The sequence below is a fragment of the Pseudomonas sp. MF06569 genome (genome assembly GCF_059862735.1).
This window is the reverse complement of record NZ_JCBCUZ010000007.1, coordinates 129,234-146,333: the sequence shown is the minus strand read 5'-3', so window position 1 is coordinate 146,333 and position 17,100 is coordinate 129,234. Positions and strand designations below refer to the sequence as shown.

Below are 17,100 nucleotides of genomic sequence, written 5' to 3'. Positions count from 1 at the left end.
CGCATCAGAAGTGGTACTTGACCAGCAGGCTCGCAGTGTCCTGGTTGGTTTTGAATGAACCGCTGTCTTCGATGCCGTACTTGTTTTTCCAGTAGTCGTATTCAACACCGACGTACAACTGCTTGGCGCCCCAGCTCAATGCCTTGCCCAGGTCATATTTGATCTGCGGGTTGAAGTGCAGGTTGGCGTGGTAGGTGCCGCGTGAGTTCTGGTCGTTGTCCACCACCCAGTCCATGTAGCCGTCGATCAGCACATCGGAATTGCCCAAGGGCAGGGTGTAGGACCACACCGGGGTGATCTGCCAGACGCCTTTGCCAGCACGGTTGCCTTCAGGGAAGCGCTGGTAGAAGTTCAACTGGAAGTAGTCAAAGCCCGGCACGTTCAGGTCGAAACCGGGGCCGATCAGGTAGGCCTCGGTGTCGCCTTCGCCAAACTCGTAAGTCATGGCCAGCAGCACGTCTTTGATCGGGCCAAATTCAAACTTCTGGTCGAAGATTTTGCCGAACGACAAACGAGGCGTGAACTCGCCGTAATAGGTGTTCGGGCCAACGTTACCGTCTTCTTTGCCGTTGTAGAAAATGCGGTCGAGGAAGAAGAAGTTATCGCCGTACTTCCAGCTGTCAGCATGCTCGAAAGTGAGGGTTTGCTGAATCTTTGGATTGACCTGGAAGTCCTTGCCATACAAGTAAGTCAGGCTGTTGGTTTGCCATTGCAGCAGGTCGCCGGCGACTGCCGGAGCCCCGCCCAACATGCTCCCCGCAAGCATCAGGCTGGTAAGAGTGCGCTTCATTCGGTTAGCTCCAAAAAAGTAAAAAGTCGTGCAGTAGTGAGAACGTGGCGCTCTGTATTGGCGCCTTGGTCCGTGCTTAAAAACAGTCAGTAAGCCTTTGATTTAAAGGTTTAAAGTTGCCTCTTGAGTCAACTTTAAATGTTACTGGCGTTCGAGCGGGCGCGGAGAATACTGGCTCAGGCGTTTGCACTCAAGCGCTCTGTTATCACCCTGGGTGAGGGACAACAGAGCGTGCACTGTCTTTAACTTAAAAGTGGACTTTGATCAGGGCGCTGGCGGTGTTCTGGTTGGTGTCCAGGCGGCTGCTGCTTTCGATGCCGTACTTGTCCTTCCAGTAGCTGTATTCAATACCGACATACAGCTGTTTTTCACCCAGGTTCAGGGCCTTGCCCAGGTCATATTTGATCTGGGGGTTGAAGTGCAGGTTGGCGTGATAGGTGCCGCGTGAGTTCTGGTCGTTGTCCACCACCCAGTCCATGTAGCCGTCGATCAGCAGGTTGGAACGGCCCATGGGGATGGTGTAGGAAAACGACGGGGTGATCTGCCAAACCCCGGTACCAGGGCGCGGCCCTTCGGTATGACGACGATAGAAATTAAGGGTGAAGTAGTTAAAGCCCGGCACCGCCAGATCAAAGCCGGGGCCGATCAGATACGCCTCGCTGTCGCCTTCGCCGTACTCATAGGTCATGGCCAGCAGCACGTCCTTGATAGGGCCGTACTCAAGCGTGCGGTCGAAGATCTTGCCGAACGACAGGCGTGGGCTGAACTCGCCGTAGTAGGTGTGCGGGCCTTTGTTGGGGTCATCCTTGCCGTTGTAGAAAATGCGGTCGACAAACAGGAAGTTGTCGCCGTATTTCCATTTGTCGGCATGTTCGAAAGTGACGGTTTGCTGGATCGAAGGGTTGATCGCGAAATTCTTGCCGTACAGGTAAGTCAGGCTGTTGGTTTGCCACAGAAACAGATCACCGGCCATTGCCTGGCTGGCAGCCAGAAACCCACCCGCGAGCGTGACGCCCCAGTGTTTGCAGTTCATGGATAACTCCCTTTTATTATTGTTTTGTGTCAGATGCTGGCAAATCTGTGGGAGCGGGGTTGCTCGCGACTCAGGCACTGCGGTTGTTCAGGTAAACCGCGGTGATCCGATCGCGAGCAAGCCCGCTCCCACAGGTCAGTGCTGATGCACGTGCCCGCTCATGGCTGCGCGCTCGGCGCCGCCCAGTACGTTGAACATCAGGTTCAGGCATACCGCGCTGACGGCGGCCATGGCGATGCCGCTGTGGGTGATGGGGTCCATCCACAGTGGCAGGTGGGCGAAGAACTCGGGGCGTACCACCGGGATCAGGCCCATACCGATGCTTACGGCCACCAGCAATTGATTGCGGCGGTCGGCAATGTCGGCTTCCTGGAGGATCTTGATGCCTGTGGCCGCGACCATGCCGAACATGGCGATGGCTGCGCCACCCAGAACCGCAGGCGGAATCGAGGCCACCAGATACGCCGCCTTGGGCAGCAGGCTCAGGGTGATCAGAAAGACACCGGCCATGATCGTCACCGAGCGGCAACGCACGCCGGTCATCTGCACCAGACCAATGTTCTGGGCGAATGAGGAGTGGGTAAAGGTGTTGAAGAAACCTGCAATGAACGACGCCCCGGCATCACACAGCAAGCCGCGACGCAGCATGCGTGGAGTGACTTCCTGGTCGGTGATTTTGCCCAGTGCCAGGAACATCCCGGTGGACTCGACAAAAATGATCACCACCACCAGGCACATCGAAAGGATCGGGGCCAGATGAAATTCCGGCATGCCGAAGTGCAGTGGCGTGACGACCTGAAGCCAGGGGGTGTTGTCCAGGCCGGAGAGGTCGACCATGCCAATGGCGCCTGACAGGACATAGCCCAGAGCCATGCCGATCAATACCGAAATGTTGACCCAGAAGCCACGCATGAAGCGGTTGATCAGCAGGATGGTTCCCAGCACCAGTGCCGCAATGGCCAGGTACGTCGGGGAACCGAACTGCGCAGCAGCACTGCCGCCACCGGCCCAGTTGACCGCAACGGGGAACAGGGACAGGCCGATCGATGTAATCACGGTGCCGGTGACCAGGGGTGGAAAGAAGCGAACCACCTTGGACATGAACGGCGCAATGATCATCCCGAAAAAGCCTGCGGCGATGGTCGCGCCGAAGATCCCGGTCAGGCCGATGCCCGGCATCCCGGCCATTGCCACCATGCTGCCGACGGCCGCAAAGCTGGCCCCCATCATGACGGGCATGCGAATACCCATGGGGCCGATCCCCATCGATTGCACGATGGTGGCGACACCCGCCACCAACAGGTCGGCGTTAATCAAAAAGGCGATTTCTTCCCGACTCAGGCCTGCGGCCTGTCCGATGATCAGCGGCACGGCCACGGCGCCGCCATACATCAGCAGCACATGCTGCAAACCGACCAGGATCAGTTGCAGCATGGGTAGCCGCGCCAGCGGGGGCGGCGCGGTTATGGCGGGTATGCGCGGTTCGGTTAAATCGGACATGCAACACCTCGGTCATTTTTTATTGTTGTGAGCTAGTGGTGTGTACTTGCGGGCGCAACCAGGCTGCGCCCGCAAAGTATGTGCATCAGTTGGTCTGGGCTCCCGCACTGATCCAGGCGCCAATCAGGTCACGTTCCTGCTGGGTCATCTGGGTGATGTTGCCCAGCGGCATGATCGGGGTGGCGACGGCCTGGGCCTGAATACGTGGGGCCATGAGCTTGATCTGCTGCGCGGTGTCGAACATCACGCCTGCCGGGGCTGCACTGAACAGCGGGCTGGTAGGGGTGGCGGAATGACAGACCGTGCAGCGTTCCTGGATCACCGAGTGGACCTTCTCGAAATCGACGGTGGCCACCGGTGCTGCCGGGGCAGCGGGCGCGGTGACCGGGGCCGGAGCATCCGCGGCTTTGACACCGCCTAGCGCGGTTTCTGGAAGCGGCTGGTACTTGATGACCTTGGCCGTTTCGGGCGCGGTCGACACCGGTTTTGGACCGGTGACGTAAGCCAGGCAGATCATGCCCAACGCTGCCACAGGCAAGGTCCAGGCATATTTGTGGCTGTCATGACGGGTGTTGAAGTAATGACGCACCAACACCGCCAGCACCGCAATCCCGGCCAGGATCAGCCAGTTGTACTGGCTGCCATAGGTGCTCGGGAAGTGGTTGCTGATCATGATGAACAGCACCGGCAAGGTGAAGTAGTTGTTGTGTCGCGAACGCAGCAGGCCTTTGGCCGGAAGGGCTGGATCGGGGCTGCGGCCTTCCTTGATAGCGGCTACCAGAGCGCGTTGTGCGGGCATGATGGTGCGGAACACGTTACCGACCATGATGGTGCCGATAATGGCGCCCACATGCAGGTAAGCACCGCGCCCGCTGAACACCTTGCTCAGGCCGAACGCTGCCGCAACCAGCAACACAAACAGGACGAAACCGAGCAACGCCGGGCGCTTGCCCAGGGCGGAGTCGCAGAGAAAGTCGTAAACGAACCAGCCGGCGATCAGCGAACCGATCCCGATTGCCACTGCTTCGGGACCGCTCAGGCTGCTGCCGGGAGCAATCAGGTACAGCGCGGGGTTGAAGTAGAAGACCAGGCAGAGCAGGGCGATGCCTGACATCCAGGTGAAATAGGCTTCCCATTTAAACCAGTGCAGGTTTTCCGGCATGGTGGGTGGGGCCAGCTTGTATTTTTCGAGGTGGTAAATGCCGCCGCCGTGAATCGCCCATAGATCGCCTGCCAGGCCATCCTTGGGGTTGGCACGGTTGAGATTGTTCTCCAGCCAGACGAAATAAAACGATGCGCCGATCCAGGCCACACCAGTGATCATATGAATCCAGCGCACGCTCAGATTCAGCCATTCCATTAGATGTGCTTCCACAGTCTTTACCTCTTGCCCGTCACTCTTTTATGAGTGTTGGACCTTCTCTTATTGGTGGGGGGCGAGGAACAGCAACTGATCCTCTTTAAAGAAATGCTCATCGCAGTTATTGCCTGTGCCACTGCGATCAACCACCAGGAAGTCATCCCGCTTTTCGATCGTCAGCACCGGATGGTGCCAAACGCCGCGATGGTAATTAATGCCCTGCCTGCCATTACTGACAAAGGCGCGGACCAAGCCTGATACAGGTTCATCGCCAAGTGGCGCGACCACGATCAGAAAGGGGTTGCCGAGCAGCGGTATAAACGCCTGACTGCCCAGCGGATGGCGCTCCAGCATGCGAACGGTAAATGGCATGTCCTGCGCCTCGGCGCGGAAAATGCTGATGATCGCCTTGTCTTCTGGCGTAGCCGTTTCGACTTCTGCCAGACGGTGAAAGCGCATGGTCGAACCGTTATTGATCATGAAGTGGTCGCTGCCATCGGTTTCAATCACATCGCCGAAAGGGGCGAAGGCTTCTTTGGTCAGCGGTTCAATCATCAATGTGCGCATGGTGGTCTTCTTATTCGGGTTTCTGTCAGGTCATCGTGTTGCTTTTGTTGTCGCTGCCGCAGGCTGCGAGCCCTGGGATGAAGCGCAGGGCCTTGAGATAACGGGTTGCTCCGCAACCCTTCGCAGCCTGCGGCAGCGACTACAGGCTCAGCATTACTTCGCTACTTTGCCCAGTACGCGAATGCGGCTTACACCACCGTCCGGGAACAGGTTCAGGCGAATATGGGTAATCGGGCCGAGGTTTTTGAGTTGCTCGCTGTAGGTGTGCTCAGCGTGCATTTCCATTTTTTGACTCGGCAGCAGCTCACGCCAGAACAGCGACTGGGTTTCGATCTGGCTGTCGGTACCGCCCTTGACGAACGCGCCCTGGATCGAGCAGCTGTCGGGGTAGTTGCCTTTGAAGTGCAGGGTGTCGACGATGATTTTTTCAATCTCGCCTGCATGGCCCAGCGCCACGATGACCCAGTCATTGCCCGGAGTACGGCGGCGTGCGGTTTCCCAACCGTCGCCCATGTTGATGCCGCGGCCCGGGTTGAGGATGTTGCTCATGCGGCCGAAGTGTTCGTCGGAGCAGGCGAGGGCGCGGCCACCGTTGAGGGCGGCTGCCAGGTCGATCTGCTCGTTGTCACCCACTGCCGACCAGTCACGGAACGGCACGCCATACACGCGCAGACGCGCTACGCCGCCATCCGGGTAGATGTTGAAGCGCAGGTGGCTGAAGGCCTGGTCATTGCTGATTTCGTGGTAGTGATGGCTGTTGCCTTGCAGCTCGACAGCCGACAGCACTTCAACCCACTGGGTGTTTTCGTTGGGTTCGCCCGAGGCCAGGAAACAGGCTTCCAGCGAGGCAGACGGCGGAAAGTTGCCGGTGAAGAATGAAGTGTCGATGTCCACACCCTTGATCGAGCCCGGAACGCCCAGGCGGATCACTGCGCTGTCATAGCCTTCGAAGCGCTTGCGGCGGGACTCCCAGCCGTCCATCCACTTGCCGTTGTCATCGAAAACGCCCTCCTTCCATACGGCCGGGGTCGGCTGGAACAGGCGGTTGGCGTCGGCGAACCAGTCATCGGTGACCGAAACGATTTTGGTGCCCAGGCGGGCATCGGCCAGGTTGACGAACTTCTCGAAAGGTACGGCGTAAGCTTTCATTCTTCTTGTCTGCCTTTAATTAAGTGGCTGGAGATGCGTCACCGGCACGTGCCGGTTCGGCTTAGAGCTGGAGTAATCGGAACAGGGCAATTTTGTTGATTTCTGCCAACGCGCATTTGAACTCGACGTCTGCCGGGTTATGGATGCGGGTCTCGAACGCGGCGAGGATCTGGTGCCTGTCGCTGCCTTTTACCGCCATGATGAAGGGAAACTTGAACTTGGCTTTGTAGGCCTCGTTCAGCTCGGTGAAGCGTTGAAACTCTTCGGCCGTGCATTGGTGAATACCGGCGCCAGCTTGTTCATGGGTGCTGGCTTCGGTGAGTTGGCCCTGGACGGCTGCTTTGCCGGCCAGGTCCGGGTGAGCATTGATCAGTGCCAGCTGGCTGGCGTGATCGGCGCTCAACAAAATGTCACTCATGCGCTGGTGCAGGCTTTCGATGGTGTCGACGCTGCTGTCCAGGCCCAGGTCGTAAGCTTTTTCGGCTACCCAGGGCGAGTGTTCGTAGATATCGGCAAAGGCTGCCACGAACGCTTCACGGCTCAGTTGTGAAGGCTTGAGGGTCTTGAAGGCGCTCATTTGGCGGTCTCTGCAACAAAAGGGTGGGTGGCGTGCCAGTGGCGGGCGATGTCCACGCGGCGGGTGAACCAGACCTGTTCATGACCCTTGGCGTATTCAATGAAACGCTTGAGGGCGGCGAGACGCGCAGGGCGGCCAATGAGGCGGCAATGCAGGCCGATGGATAGCATTTTCGGCGACTCTGCGCCTTCGGCGTACAGCACATCGAAAGCATCCTTGAGGTACTGGAAAAATTGCTCGCCGGTGTTGAAACCCTGCACCTGGGTGAAGCGCATGTCATTGGTGTCCAGGGTGTAAGGGATCACCAGATGCGGCTTGCCGGTAGGGTTGTTGGGTTCCCAGTAGGGCAGGTCGTCGTCATAGGTGTCGCAGTCGTACAGGAAACCGCCTTCTTCCATCACCAGGCGACGGGTATTGGGGCCGGTGCGGCCGGTGTACCAGCCCAGCGGGCGTTCACCGCTGATTTCGGTGAGGATGCGGATGGCTTCGAGCATGTGTTCACGCTCAAGGGCTTCATCCATGTACTGGTAGTCGATCCAGCGATACCCGTGGCTGCAAATCTCATGTCCGGCAGCAACCATGGCGCGGATCACGTCCGGGTGGCGCTGGGCGGCCATCGCCACGGCAAATATGGTCAGCGGGATGTCGAACTCGCGAAACAGTTTGAGTACACGCCACACGCCTGCGCGGCTGCCGTACTCGTACAAGGACTCCATGCTCATGTTGCGCTCGCCTTGCAACGGCTGCGCCGAGACCATTTCGGACAGGAACGCTTCAGATTCCTTGTCGCCGTGCAGGATGTTGCGCTCGCCGCCTTCTTCGTAGTTGAGTACGAAAGACAGGGCGATACGGGCGTTGTCCGGCCAATGCGGGTGCGGAGGGTTTGGACCGTAACCAATCAGGTCGCGTGGGTAGTCAGCGCTCACTACAGTCTTCCTTATTGTTTGTGTTAACAGTCGATTGGCCAGACCTGGCGTCACTGCGATGGCTTGATTGTATACAACTTTATAATCTATTTGTAACCCTGATTTTTTCTATTTCTACCATGCTTCGCGCCTGAAAGGTACTTGCAAGAAACCTGCCTGATTGGTCAGCTTATGGATAAGAAGTCTGCTAACCCTGCGGCTTTGACAGGAAATACCGTGCAGGCGGTGCGGCTCAAGGGCTGGCTGAAATTGTGCTTTTTAATTGTGTACAATTTTTTTGATAAATGTCTTAATCGTGTTCTCGCTGATGCTTTTGGTGCGCCAAAGGGGTGCAGTGGCCATTTTTTTCACCGACTCGGGAGGTCGCACAATCTATGGGACGTTTGACTACGCACGTTTTGGATGCCGCACATGGCTGTCCGGGCAGCTCGATCAAGGTCGAGTTGTATCGGGTTGAAGGTTCGGGGCTGGAGTTGGTCGCTACAGCGCTGACCAATAGCGATGGCCGCTGCGACGCGCCGTTGCTGGAAGGGGATACGTACCGTTCGGGGGTTTACCAGGTGCAGTTCAGTGCCGGTGATTACTACCGCGCGCGGGGTGTGAAATTGCCGGAGCCGGCGTTTCTGGATGTGGTGGTACTGCGTTTCGGGATCAGTTCCGAGCAGGATCACTACCATGTACCGCTACTGATTTCGCCGTACAGCTACTCGACTTATCGCGGTAGCTAGAAGATATCGATCTGCGCATGTGGTTATTTGCCCGCTCACACTGCGGGCTTTTTTTTGCCTGTCTACAAATGACTTGTGGGAACGGGCTTGCTCGCGATGGCATCTTGTATCGCGAGCAAGCCCCCTCCCACACAGGCGGTGCTGTATCAGCGGCTCAGCAGTGACGCCGTTCCCGCTACACCAAACAACCCGGCGCTGATGCGGTTAAACCAGCTCTGGCCCTTGCCGCTGCGCAGATAGCCCGCCGCACCATGGGCGCCAAGGCCGTAGGCCAGCTTGCACAGCAGGTCGAGTACGGTCCAGGTGGCGATCATCACCAGCAACTGGTTGAGGAAGGGCAGGTCGGGGTTTAGGAACTGCGGAAGGAAGGCAGCAAAGAACAAAATGTCTTTCGGATTGCTGGCGCCCAGTACAAACGCGCGCCCGAACAGGGCGCTGAAGCGCGGTTTTGGTGCGGCTTCAGGCACGTTGGTGACTGTGGCCGGCTGGCGCGATTGTTTCCAGCTTTGCCAGGCCAGATAAAACAGATACAGCGCGCCGACGATTTTCAGGGCGCTGAAGAGTTTTTCCGAGGCCAGCAACAAAGCCCCCAAACCCAGTGCCGAAGCACTGAGCAGGCAAATCGAGGCAAATACACCCCCCAGAAACGCCGGGTAAGAACGGCGCAAGCCGTAGTTCAAACTGTTGCTGATCATCAATAACGACAAAGGCCCCGGAATCAGGATTACCACCAATGCCGCGCTGCTGAACAGCAGCCAGGTTTCCAGACTCATCACTTCCTCCCATAGCACAAAGGCCCCGCGTCATTGGCGGGGCCGGTTGATATCGCCCGGTTTACAGGTAAATAAACTTGGCGATGAAAATAGCGCAGAGCACCCACAGGCTGACAGAAATTTCGCGGTATTTACCGGTGCCTGCCTTGAGTGCGACATAGCTGATAAAGCCCAGGGCAATCCCGTCGGCGACCGAGAAGGTCATTGGCATCATGATCATGGTCACAATGGCCGGGATGCAGTCGGTGGGTTCGTCCCAGTTGATGTGCTGCATGCCGCCCATCATCAGCATCGCGACGTAAATCAGGGCGCCTGCTGTGGCATAAGCGGGGATCATGCCAGCCAGGGGGGCGAAGAACATCGCGGCAACAAACAGCACGCCCACGGTGACGGCGGTGAGCCCGGTCCGACCGCCTGCCGCGACCCCTGCGGCGCTTTCGACATAGCTGGTCACGGGTGGCACGCCAACCACGGCGCCGAACACGCTTGAGGCGCTGTCAGCCTTGAGTGCCCTGGACAGATTTTCGATCTTGCCGTCAGCCTTGACCAAGCCGGCACGCTGGGCCACGCCCATCAAGGTGCCGGCAGTGTCGAACATGTGTACAAACAGGAAGGCCAGCACCACGCTGATCATGCTGATATTGAACACACCCTTGAGGTCCATCGCCATCCAGGTCGGAGCCAGGCTTGGCGGCGCAGACATGATGCCGTTGTAGTGCACCAGATCCAGGCCCCAGCCCGCGAGAGTGACGGCGATAATGCTGATCAGGATCGCGCCGAACACGCGGTGGTAGCTAAGAATCGCAATCATCAAAAAGCACACGGCGGCCAGCAGCGGCGCCGGGTCGCGCAGGGAGCCGAGCTTGATCAGGGTGGCCGGGCTATCGACGATGATGCCCGAGGTTTTCAGGCCGATGATCCCCAGAAACAAACCGACCCCCGCACCCATTGCATAACGCAGGCTGGCAGGAATGCTGTTGAGCAGCCATTCGCGCACCCGTGACAGGGTCAGAATCAGAAACAGTACGCCAGAGACAAAGACCGCGCCCAGGGCGGTCTCCCAGCTGTAACCCATCGTCCCGACCACCGTGTAGGTGAAGAACGCATTCAGGCCCATGCCTGGCGCCAGGCCTACGGGCCAGTTGGCGTAGAGCCCCATTAACAGGCTGCCCAGGGCAGCGGCGATGCAGGTCGCCACAAAGGCTGCGCCGTGATCAATGCCCGCGTCGGCCATGATGTTGGGGTTGACGAAGATGATGTAGGCCATGGTGATAAAGGTGGTCAGCCCGGCGATCAGCTCGGTCCTGACCGTGGTGCCATGCAGCGACAGTTTGAACAGGCGCTCCAGCCAGCCGCGGGAGGAGGGGGGAGAAAGTTCAACGGCGGGTACTTCTGACTTTTGGCTGTCCACGGTTTTTCCTCAGGCTTTTATTGTTTTTAAGGGCACTGGTGAGGCGTGCAGCATTTTTCTGACCTTTGGGTCAAGAATGCAGGCGAGATGAATTATGCTTTTGTATACAAAAAAAGCAAATAATGTTTTCTGGATTGTGGCCGAAAGTGATGGGTGGAAGTGGGCTTGTTGTGGGAACCCTGCTTCAGTATCCAGGCTAGGGCTGGCGGCTTTGGCCCAGGGCATGATTGATCGCCAGCCAGCCATTGACGGCGTCGTCACCGGCCTGGGCGAACACCCGTTGCAGCAGTTTGACCTGCTCGCGGCGCAGGTTTTTCTCGAAGGTGACGCCGTCAGCGGTCAGCTCCAGCAGGCGTTTGCGCTTGTCGGTCTCGGGCGCGACGCTGCGCACCAGATCCATTTCGATCAGCTGGCGTAATGGCGTATTGAGGGCTTGTTTGCTTACGCCCAGCAGCGTCAGCAGTTCCTTGACGCTTACACCGGGATGGTGGGCGATAAAAAAAACGATGCGCTGATGCACCCGGCTCAGCCCACGGCGCGCCAGCATTTCGTCTGCCTTGGCAGTAAACGCTTGATAGCCAAAGAAGAAGGCTTCCATGGCGGCACGCTGAGTGGTCGGATTTTTAAGGTCAAGCATATTGACGTATCTAGGCTTCGCGGCGTAGTTTCGGTCAACCAGTTTGACTTATTTCCAATTACTTCCGCTACCGGTGATCTGTATGGCCTTCTCCGAACGTGTTTCCCGCCTGAAAAGCTCTTTGATTCGTGAAATTCTGGCTGCGGCCCAACGTCCGGAAGTCATGTCTTTCGCTGGCGGGCTACCGGCTGAAGCCATGCTGCCCAAGGTCGACTGGACCGACATGCCGGCCTCGATGGGTCAATACGGCATGAGTGAAGGCGAGCCGGCACTGCGTGAAGTACTGGCCGCAGAGGCCCGCGCATTGGGCGTTGATTGCGATGCGAGCCAGGTCATGGTGCTGAGCGGTTCGCAGCAGGCGCTGGACCTGGCAGCCAAGCTGTACATCGACAAAGGCACTGAAATCATGCTCGAAGCGCCGACCTATCTGGCGGCGCTGCAAATCTTCCAGCTGTTCGGTGCCGAGTGCCTGACGTTCCCGCTGCAAGCCGACGGCCCGGACCTGGCTGCCTTGCGTGTGCAGCTGGAAAAACACAGCCCGGCCTTCATCTACCTGATCCCGACGTTCCAGAACCCGTCTGCCGTGCGTTACAGCGAAACCAAGCGCGACGCCGTAGCGGCCTTGCTCGACGAGTTCGGCGTCACCCTGATTGAAGATGAGCCGTACCGCGAACTGAACTTTGACGGCGGCAGTGCCACGCCGATTGTCAGCCGCCTGAAAAAAGCCAGCTGGATCTACACCGGCACCGTGTCCAAGACCCTGTTGCCGGGCTTGCGCGTCGGCTTCCTGATTGCCAGCCCTGATCTGTTCCCCCATTTGCTGCGCCTCAAGCAATCGGCTGACCTGCACACCAACCGTGTTGGCCAATGGCAGGCTTTGCAGTGGATCGGCACCGAGAAAATGACCAACCACCTGGCCGAGCTGCGTGACTTCTACCGCGTGCGCCGTGACGGTTTTCAGCTGGCGCTGGAAGAGCACTTCTCGGACCTGGCGGACTGGCACGTGCCACAGGGCGGCCTGTTCTTCTGGTTGACCCTCAAGCAGCCGTTCGACACCCGTACGTTGCTCAAGCCTGCGCTGGAGCAGAACGTGGCATTCATGCCGGGTGAACCGTTCTTCGCCAACCCGGACCAGAACGTAGGCAGCCTGCGCCTGAACTTCAGCCACATCGACCCGGCGCGTCTGCACGAAGGCCTCAAGCGCCTGGCTAACGTTATTCGTCAGGCTCAGGCCGCTCAAGCGGCCTAAAGGAGGCACGATGCTCAAGGTTTATGGCGATTACAATTCGGGCAACTGCTACAAGATCAAGCTGATGCTGCATTTGCTGGGCATTGAGTATCAGTGGTTCGCGGTGGATATCCTCAAGGGCGAAACACAAACCCCGGATTTCCTGGCGAAAAACCCGAACGGCAAAGTGCCAGTGCTGGAGCTGGAAGACGGCACGTGCCTGTGGGAGTCCAACGCGATTCTCAACTACTTGGCCGACGGCAGCGAGTTTTTGCCGGCTGAGCCGCGTTTGCGCACTCAGGTGCTGCAATGGCAGTTTTTCGAACAGTACAGCCATGAGCCTTACATTGCGGTGGCAAGGTTTATCCAGTTTTACCTGGGGTTGCCGCAAGAGCGTCTGGAGGAGTACCGCGCACTGCAAAAGCGCGGCTACAAGGCGCTGGATGTGATGGAGCAACAGCTTAATCGCACCCCGTACCTGGTGGGTGAGCAGTACTCGATTGCTGACGTGACGTTGTACGCCTACACCCATGTGGCCGATCAGGGCGGCTTTGATCTCAGCGGCTATCCTGGCATTCAGGCCTGGCTGCAAAGGGTGGCAAGCCATCCGCGGCATGTGGGGATGCTCGATTGAGCTGATCGCCCATAAAAAAACCGGCCTTGAGCCGGTTTTTTTATGGGCGGGGGCGTGATTTTTAAACGTTGGCAAAGCGCTGGTTCAGGTACTCAATGATCACCTTGGAGTCGTACATCCAGGTGGTCTTGCCGTCTTCTTCAATGCGCAGGCAAGGCACTTTGATCTTGCCGCCTTGCTCCAGCAGGGTCTGACGGTCCTGCTCGTTGTTTTTCGCATCCCGCAGGGCGACCGGCACATTCAGGCGGCGCAACGTGCGGCGGGTTTTCACGCAGAACGGGCACGCGTGGAACTGGTACAGGGTCAGGCTTTTTGCAGCTTGATCGACCAGCGCCTGAGCGGCTGCCGGGCGCTGCTTTTTGCTGGGCCGGGTAACAAAATCGCCAGCGATGATGAGCTGACCCAGGCCTACGCGAAGCGCTTTGATAAACACAGTAAAAGCCTCATGGGCAAGTAAGAAGGGGCGCAGCTTACCTGAAAACAGGCAGACGAAAAAAAACCGGCGATAAACGCCGGTCTTTTTCGGGTCGCCAATTACTTGATCAAGCTGAGAAACTCGCTACGGGTGGCGGCGTTTTCGCGGAACTCACCCAGCATCACCGATGTAATCATCGACGAATTTTGCTTCTCGACACCGCGCATCATCATGCACATGTGTTTGGCTTCAATCACCACGGCAACGCCCAGGGCGCCGGTGACTTGCATCACTGCGTCGGCGATCTGGCGGCTCAGGTTTTCCTGGATCTGCAGGCGGCGGGCGTACATGTCGACAATGCGCGCCACTTTAGACAGGCCCAGCACTTTGCCGCTCGGAATGTAAGCCACGTGGGCTTTGCCGATAAACGGCAGCAGGTGGTGTTCACACAGCGAGTACAACTCGATGTCTTTTACCAGCACCATTTCGCTGTTGTCAGAGCTGAACAAGGCACCGTTGGTGACTTCTTCCAGGGTTTGTTCATAGCCACGGCAAAGGTACTGCATGGCTTTGGCTGCACGCTTTGGCGTATCCAGAAGGCCTTCACGGGAAACGTCTTCGCCGAGTTGACCGAGGATCGCGGTGTAGTTTTGTTCCAATGTCACAGGGCTATATTCCATGCGGGTTTCATAGTGGCACCTCGTCGGGTCGTGCCAATTTTGTACCAATCATGCTGTTTTCGAGTTTCCCGAGCTCGCTCCAGTCTGTGCTGGAATTGAGCCATCTAGCGTAAGTCGAGAGCAACATCTGCACGCCGTGGCCAAGCTGATTGGCGATAAACGCAGGGTTCATGCCTGCCATGAGGCACATGGTAGCGTAGGTATGGCGACAGTTGTATTGTCGGCGCACTTTGAGGGCCAGATTTGATGGCGCTTCTTGAAAATAAGCCCGACTCGACCGGCGCGCGCTCAACCAATCATCGTGACCACCGCCAGCCTGGCCCGTGAGTTTTTGGCGCATGGCCCGGTTACAGTGTCAGCGCCTGGGTTCTGGCCTGAACCACGGCGTGTATCACCTGGGAGACGCTGGCCATATCTTCACTGGTTAATACATCGAGGGTCTTGAGTGCTTCACTAAAGCCTTCTGCGCGCTCACTGGCCAGGCGTACCTGCAGGCTGTTCCTGGCGCTCTTTATTGCATTCAGTTGACGGTGTAAACCGACCCTCACCGCGTCCGGCATACAAATAGTGATAAAGGACCCAACCCCTTTGCTGTAGCGTATGTTCATCGCTTTATAGACTCAATCCATGTGATTTTAAAGCGAGCGCTAACTGTGTTCTATTGGAGGCGCCCGTCAAGTTCAGTATTTGTGAAATATAGAGTTTTACTGTATTTGGCGTAATGCCCATGTCGCTGGCGATTTCGTAGTTTGTTTTACCTTCGCTGACAAGTTGTGCCGCTTGCAGTTGGCGAGGTGATAACTTACTGAATAAAAATTCCTTATAGTCCGTTTGTTCGGTGTCCGATGGGCTACTGGTATTTCTTGCACGGGGCGGATGGGCCTTTTTAATATCTGAATGTATGTCGATTATTGAATTTATCAGGCCTTGCAAACGCCTGCCCAAGGCCTCGGTGCTCTGATTGTGTGCTGCGCTGTCTGTTTGCTTTTCTTCGAGTTTTTTCAGGGTCTGAAGCAGCGAGTCGGGGTTGACAGGCTTTTGGTGGTAGTCGGAGAAACCTTCGCGCAGAGCACGGACCAGATCCTTTTTTTCGCCCTGGGCGCTTAGCAGGACGGCATCGAAGACGCGATGCTTCTTGGAGTATTGCTTGAGCCTCTGGATGAGTTCTATGCCGTCGAAACCGGGCATCAGCAAGTCGCACACCACCAAGGCGATCGACGGGTCTTCGTTGAACAGGTCAATGGCCTGGCGGCTACTGTAACTGGGGATGCAGGTGAACCCGTTACTCTCAAGAAATTCACACATCTCTTCAACGATAAGCGGTTGGTCGTCGACAACTAATATGCGTGTTTTGGGAGGGTGTGGGGTCACAAAAAGGTTATCCATTTGTGGAGGGCTAAATAAGCGCCGATTACCCCGTATTATCCAGCAGGTTAATAGGCGAGGGTAGCCATACTTTTTGCATAGTTAGATAGTTTAATGGGGGGCGAAGTTTAGCGAGTCGTCAGGATTGGAGAGGGCGGATAAAGTACATATTTATTGAGCAGTTAGTGGATAACTGCTCGACTTGACCGCTTTGCCTGAGGCGAAGCGGGTTTAAACCCTTGCAGAGCGTGTTATTCGTCTCGACCTTCCATCATGGTGCGTTTGAGCATCACATACACCGCGCCGGCACCGCCATGTTTGGCCTGGCAAGAACAGAAGCCCAGTACCTGTGAGTGCTGGCGCAGCCAGGTATTGACGTGACTCTTGATCATTGGACGTTTGCCGTCCAGGCGTACGGCCTTGCCGTGGGTGACGCGCACGCAGCGCACTTCAAGCCGGGTGGCTTCGCTGAGGAATTCCCAAAGGGTTTCGCGGGCTTTTTCGACGGTCATGCCATGCAGGTCAAGGCTGCCTTCGAAACTGATCTGGCCCAGCTTGAGCTTGCGCATCTGGCTTTCTTGCACGCCATCACGGGCCCAGCTCAGTTGATCTTCGGGGCCAACATCGATCACGAATTGGTCTGACAGGCCGTCGATGATGGTCGCATTGGTGCGCACAGTGGCTGACTGACGCAGTTTTGCCAGCTGTGCACGGTCAGCTTTGGGTTTGCCGGTGTCCGCCCGATCATGCTTGATCGGTTTAACGCCGCGAATCTCGTTTTTGAACAGGGAAAAATCGTCGTCTTGCATGTCAGCCTCCGTGAAGGGCGGCTAGTTTACCCAAGTCGACGACAATCGGGCGGCGGATGTGCGTCAGTCTTGTTTTTTCATCAGGTGCGGGGCCATGTTCAGGCCCAGTGGCTGACGCATCAGGCGACGGCGACGACGCCACATCCAGACGCCCAGCCAGCAGACCAGTATGCCAAGCACCAGTACCAGTGTTGCACCCGCCGGGCTGGCATTGAGCTCACCCAGGGCGCCGGGGCGACCAATCAGGCTGGCGGCACCTGCCACCAGCAACAGCGCGCCCACTAGCGCAATCAGCGCGGCAAACACCAGTACCAGGCGTGAGCGCCAGTCACGGTGTGCCTTGGGGCGTAAGCGTCGAGCATCAAAACCATCGGAGATCTTCATTCCGATCTTTCCTTAAAGGGTATCGGCCCTTCGACAGGGAATTGGGCAGGTTGTTCCTGGGAGGGGGGAAACATGAAGCTGCGTGCAGGTGGACGGTCTTTATTGATGGGCGGTTGCGCAGGCCGCCCGTCAGA

The 17,100-nt window shown here is 57.4% G+C and carries 20 protein-coding genes and 1 pseudogene; 3 read left to right on the top strand and 18 right to left on the bottom strand.

Annotated elements, in window-relative coordinates; genetic code table 11:
• Window positions 1–4: 4 nt before the first annotated feature.
• The 8 genes from AC19YQ_RS09930 to puuE all read right to left on the bottom strand — a co-directional run bounded on the left by AC19YQ_RS09930 (window position 5) and on the right by puuE (window position 7,902).
• On the bottom strand, window positions 5–790 hold the full coding sequence (locus AC19YQ_RS09930) for an outer membrane protein OmpK (protein WP_133076055.1): 786 nt from the start codon (window positions 788–790) through the stop codon (window positions 5–7).
• A 247-nt stretch (window positions 791–1,037) separates the two neighbouring features.
• Window positions 1,038–1,823 (bottom strand): outer membrane protein OmpK, encoded by a 786-nt coding sequence (locus AC19YQ_RS09925; RefSeq protein WP_133076056.1) that lies wholly within the window; start codon window positions 1,821–1,823, stop codon window positions 1,038–1,040.
• A 135-nt stretch (window positions 1,824–1,958) separates the two neighbouring features.
• Window positions 1,959–3,323, bottom strand: coding sequence for a nucleobase:cation symporter-2 family protein (locus AC19YQ_RS09920; protein WP_339478227.1), 1,365 nt, complete (start codon window positions 3,321–3,323; stop codon window positions 1,959–1,961).
• Between the two features lie 85 nt (window positions 3,324–3,408).
• A complete protein-coding gene (locus AC19YQ_RS09915) occupies window positions 3,409–4,698 on the bottom strand; it encodes a urate hydroxylase PuuD (RefSeq protein WP_133076058.1) in 1,290 nt (429 codons plus the stop codon).
• A 48-nt stretch (window positions 4,699–4,746) separates the two neighbouring features.
• Window positions 4,747–5,250: an ureidoglycolate lyase gene (locus AC19YQ_RS09910; RefSeq protein WP_133076059.1), complete on the bottom strand. Its 504-nt coding sequence runs from the start codon at window positions 5,248–5,250 to the stop codon at window positions 4,747–4,749.
• A gap of 153 nt (window positions 5,251–5,403) precedes the next feature.
• The gene (gene alc / locus AC19YQ_RS09905; RefSeq protein WP_019826615.1) at window positions 5,404–6,399 is read right to left on the bottom strand and encodes an allantoicase; all 996 of its coding nucleotides are present in this window, start codon (window positions 6,397–6,399) and stop codon (window positions 5,404–5,406) included.
• A 61-nt stretch (window positions 6,400–6,460) separates the two neighbouring features.
• Window positions 6,461–6,976: a 2-oxo-4-hydroxy-4-carboxy-5-ureidoimidazoline decarboxylase gene (uraD, locus tag AC19YQ_RS09900; protein ID WP_500595038.1), complete on the bottom strand. Its 516-nt coding sequence runs from the start codon at window positions 6,974–6,976 to the stop codon at window positions 6,461–6,463.
• Window positions 6,973–7,902: an allantoinase PuuE gene (puuE, locus tag AC19YQ_RS09895; RefSeq protein ID WP_133076061.1), complete on the bottom strand. Its 930-nt coding sequence runs from the start codon at window positions 7,900–7,902 to the stop codon at window positions 6,973–6,975. The genes uraD and puuE overlap by 4 nt, the downstream gene beginning before the upstream one ends.
• Before the next feature lie 374 nt (window positions 7,903–8,276).
• Here puuE and uraH point away from each other — a divergent pair, with 374 nt between their 5' ends.
• Window positions 8,277–8,630, top strand: coding sequence for a hydroxyisourate hydrolase (gene uraH / locus AC19YQ_RS09890; protein ID WP_133076062.1), 354 nt, complete (start codon window positions 8,277–8,279; stop codon window positions 8,628–8,630).
• A 146-nt stretch (window positions 8,631–8,776) separates the two neighbouring features.
• Here the strand turns inward: uraH and AC19YQ_RS09885 are convergent, their stop codons facing one another.
• The 3 genes from AC19YQ_RS09885 to AC19YQ_RS09875 form a co-directional block, all read right to left on the bottom strand.
• Entirely contained in the window at window positions 8,777–9,403 is a 627-nt protein-coding gene (locus AC19YQ_RS09885; RefSeq protein ID WP_019826607.1) for a LysE family translocator, read from the bottom strand.
• 61 nt (window positions 9,404–9,464) lie between these two features.
• On the bottom strand, window positions 9,465–10,814 hold the full coding sequence (locus tag AC19YQ_RS09880; protein WP_219261035.1) for an NCS2 family permease: 1,350 nt from the start codon (window positions 10,812–10,814) through the stop codon (window positions 9,465–9,467).
• A 196-nt stretch (window positions 10,815–11,010) separates the two neighbouring features.
• Window positions 11,011–11,451, bottom strand: coding sequence for a MarR family winged helix-turn-helix transcriptional regulator (locus tag AC19YQ_RS09875; protein WP_019826601.1), 441 nt, complete (start codon window positions 11,449–11,451; stop codon window positions 11,011–11,013).
• Between the two features lie 82 nt (window positions 11,452–11,533).
• On the opposite strand from AC19YQ_RS09875, the gene AC19YQ_RS09870 reads away from it, so the two are divergent.
• A complete protein-coding gene (locus tag AC19YQ_RS09870; RefSeq protein WP_133076065.1) occupies window positions 11,534–12,700 on the top strand; it encodes an aminotransferase-like domain-containing protein in 1,167 nt (388 codons plus the stop codon).
• A 10-nt stretch (window positions 12,701–12,710) separates the two neighbouring features.
• Window positions 12,711–13,313: a glutathione S-transferase family protein gene (locus AC19YQ_RS09865; RefSeq protein ID WP_500595037.1), complete on the top strand. Its 603-nt coding sequence runs from the start codon at window positions 12,711–12,713 to the stop codon at window positions 13,311–13,313.
• Between the two features lie 61 nt (window positions 13,314–13,374).
• Here the strand turns inward: AC19YQ_RS09865 and AC19YQ_RS09860 are convergent, their stop codons facing one another.
• From AC19YQ_RS09860 to AC19YQ_RS09830, 7 genes and pseudogenes are all read right to left on the bottom strand, one after another.
• Entirely contained in the window at window positions 13,375–13,746 is a 372-nt protein-coding gene (locus AC19YQ_RS09860; protein ID WP_133076067.1) for a glutathione S-transferase N-terminal domain-containing protein, read from the bottom strand.
• 101 nt (window positions 13,747–13,847) lie between these two features.
• On the bottom strand, window positions 13,848–14,393 hold the full coding sequence (gene folE / locus AC19YQ_RS09855) for a GTP cyclohydrolase I FolE (RefSeq protein ID WP_019826593.1): 546 nt from the start codon (window positions 14,391–14,393) through the stop codon (window positions 13,848–13,850).
• 22 nt (window positions 14,394–14,415) lie between these two features.
• Window positions 14,416–14,634: pseudogene (locus AC19YQ_RS09850) on the bottom strand (site-specific integrase); the annotation flags it as partial.
• Between the two features lie 121 nt (window positions 14,635–14,755).
• A complete protein-coding gene (locus tag AC19YQ_RS09845) occupies window positions 14,756–15,016 on the bottom strand; it encodes a hypothetical protein (RefSeq protein WP_339478212.1) in 261 nt (86 codons plus the stop codon).
• A gap of 4 nt (window positions 15,017–15,020) precedes the next feature.
• On the bottom strand, window positions 15,021–15,779 hold the full coding sequence (locus AC19YQ_RS09840) for a response regulator (protein WP_339478209.1): 759 nt from the start codon (window positions 15,777–15,779) through the stop codon (window positions 15,021–15,023).
• A gap of 245 nt (window positions 15,780–16,024) precedes the next feature.
• Window positions 16,025–16,582, bottom strand: coding sequence for a Smr/MutS family protein (locus AC19YQ_RS09835; protein WP_133076070.1), 558 nt, complete (start codon window positions 16,580–16,582; stop codon window positions 16,025–16,027).
• A gap of 63 nt (window positions 16,583–16,645) precedes the next feature.
• Entirely contained in the window at window positions 16,646–16,966 is a 321-nt protein-coding gene (locus tag AC19YQ_RS09830) for a hypothetical protein (protein WP_219261037.1), read from the bottom strand.
• Between the last annotated feature and the right edge of the window lie 134 nt (window positions 16,967–17,100).

Bases quoted from the DNA above. Each gene is read 5' to 3' on its own strand.
- AC19YQ_RS09930 (WP_133076055.1), bottom strand. From the start codon at position 790: ATGAAGCGCACTCTTACCAGCCTGATGCTTGCGGGGAGCATGTTGGGC.
- AC19YQ_RS09925 (WP_133076056.1), bottom strand. From the start codon at position 1,823: ATGAACTGCAAACACTGGGGCGTCACGCTCGCGGGTGGGTTTCTGGCT.
- AC19YQ_RS09920 (WP_339478227.1), bottom strand. From the start codon at position 3,323: ATGTCCGATTTAACCGAACCGCGCATACCCGCCATAACCGCGCCGCCC.
- AC19YQ_RS09910 (WP_133076059.1), bottom strand. From the start codon at position 5,250: ATGCGCACATTGATGATTGAACCGCTGACCAAAGAAGCCTTCGCCCCT.
- alc (WP_019826615.1), bottom strand. From the start codon at position 6,399: ATGAAAGCTTACGCCGTACCTTTCGAGAAGTTCGTCAACCTGGCCGAT.
- uraD (WP_500595038.1), bottom strand. From the start codon at position 6,976: ATGAGCGCCTTCAAGACCCTCAAGCCTTCACAACTGAGCCGTGAAGCG.
- uraH (WP_133076062.1), top strand. From the start codon at position 8,277: ATGGGACGTTTGACTACGCACGTTTTGGATGCCGCACATGGCTGTCCG.
- AC19YQ_RS09885 (WP_019826607.1), bottom strand. From the start codon at position 9,403: ATGAGTCTGGAAACCTGGCTGCTGTTCAGCAGCGCGGCATTGGTGGTA.
- AC19YQ_RS09875 (WP_019826601.1), bottom strand. From the start codon at position 11,451: ATGCTTGACCTTAAAAATCCGACCACTCAGCGTGCCGCCATGGAAGCC.
- AC19YQ_RS09870 (WP_133076065.1), top strand. From the start codon at position 11,534: ATGGCCTTCTCCGAACGTGTTTCCCGCCTGAAAAGCTCTTTGATTCGT.
- AC19YQ_RS09865 (WP_500595037.1), top strand. From the start codon at position 12,711: ATGCTCAAGGTTTATGGCGATTACAATTCGGGCAACTGCTACAAGATC.
- AC19YQ_RS09845 (WP_339478212.1), bottom strand. From the start codon at position 15,016: ATGAACATACGCTACAGCAAAGGGGTTGGGTCCTTTATCACTATTTGT.
- AC19YQ_RS09835 (WP_133076070.1), bottom strand. From the start codon at position 16,582: ATGCAAGACGACGATTTTTCCCTGTTCAAAAACGAGATTCGCGGCGTT.
- AC19YQ_RS09830 (WP_219261037.1), bottom strand. From the start codon at position 16,966: ATGAAGATCTCCGATGGTTTTGATGCTCGACGCTTACGCCCCAAGGCA.